At 39.3% G+C, this 1,564-nt stretch carries 1 protein-coding gene; it reads right to left on the bottom strand.

The annotated features are described in order from the left end of the window. Positions 1–604: 604 nt before the first annotated feature. Positions 605–1,345, bottom strand: coding sequence for a response regulator transcription factor RpaB (rpaB, locus tag VE944_RS14370; protein WP_324978082.1), 741 nt, complete (start codon positions 1,343–1,345; stop codon positions 605–607). Positions 1,346–1,564: the final 219 nt, after the last annotated feature.

Consider the following 1,564-nt stretch of genomic DNA (forward strand, 5'->3'; position numbering starts at 1 on the left):
AGAAACTTTGCTTTCGCTAAATCATTCTTCATGAGAAAATTCCTCTATATGAGAACTTAATTAATAGAAGAGAACATTCTGTCAAATTGATTTCTGAATTATCTCAATGAAATGCAAATTAATCAATAGCTAATTAACGTAACTGAACTCTGGATTATTTTCAAAAAGGGCGATCACTTTGGACAGCGTATTCCATTAGTGCAATCATAGGGTGCCAGTTTTGGGAATTCTGACAATGCCACTAGGCGTAGATATTGCATAGCGAAACCAGGGGCAAAATAGTACAAAAGTACAAATTTACCTAAAGCCAAGGTTTGTAGTATGCCAATGAAAGGACTGAAACTTCTATAATTTCGTTATAGCCAAGTTTAAGAAGAAACAAACAAGGCTTGGATGATTTATCAAAAAGAGATAGCTCAAAATTTTATACAGTAATACTTTCAGCCTATCTTGCCCCGTCAGGTCAGCTAGGCTATATTTACCCCAAGATGTCTACTGTTGCTCTCTGGCTATCTGACAAAGGGATCACTGAGATAATCGATGACCTTTTTTGAATTGGAACAAAGCGGCTTGACTTGTGTAAAACCGAGAGCGAATGGAAGCTTTATTCCTGTTCTGATTCAACAATTCGTGGGAAAAAATAACCGCTACCTCTTGCCGTAATAATGAATTCTGGGTCGTTGGGGTCGGATTCTACCTTTGTCCGCAATCGTGAGATATGCACATCTACCACACGGGTGTCTGTACTCATCTCTGGTACAAAACCCCACAATTGCTGTAATATTTCAACTCTTGAAAAAATCTTTCCCGAATGATTCACTAACAATTCTAATAAGCTAAATTCTATACCTGTCAACCGAATGCGTTGCTCATTTTTATGAACAATCCGTTTATTGATATCGATTTTGAGATTGCCCACATGAATTATCCCAAAGTTAGGAATAATATTGATACTACTTTTGTGGGAGCGCCGTTTTAGTACGCAGGCAATTCGAGCTTCCAGTTCCTTGGGTGAGAAAGGTTTTGTCATGTAGTCATCAGCACCGAGTTCTAGCCCAGTGATTCGGTCTGCTACATCTGCCAAGGCTGTTAGCATGATAATTGGTACATCTGATTGTTTCCGTAATTCTTGACAGACACCATAACCATCTAGTTTTGGCATCATCACATCCAGAACTATTAAATCAGGGGTCAACAGGCGAAAAGCTGACAAAGCTTCTTCACCATCACTAGCTGTAACTACGCTGTAGCCAATCATTTCTAACCGCGTCTGTAAAATTCGGCGGATACTGGCTTCGTCATCTACTATTAAGATTGTGGCTTTCTCACCTGATAAGTTTCTCAACGCTGTTCCTCCACAGCGAGAACTCTTAACCATCCATTATCTGCTTATTAGGAGTCAAAAGCGCAAAACAATCTTGAAGTACAGTCATGAGTCAAGAAGCGATCGCTTAATACTTGCATCTGTGCAACAGATTATGCTGGGGCATCTGCCCGAAAAAGAGATTTGTACTCAATTGGTAAATTCTTCAACAAGGGACTCGTATTTTCCATAAATTTGGTG

The sequence above is a fragment of the Nostoc sp. genome (genome assembly GCF_035638895.1).
GTDB lineage: Bacteria > Cyanobacteriota > Cyanobacteriia > Cyanobacteriales > Nostocaceae > Nostoc.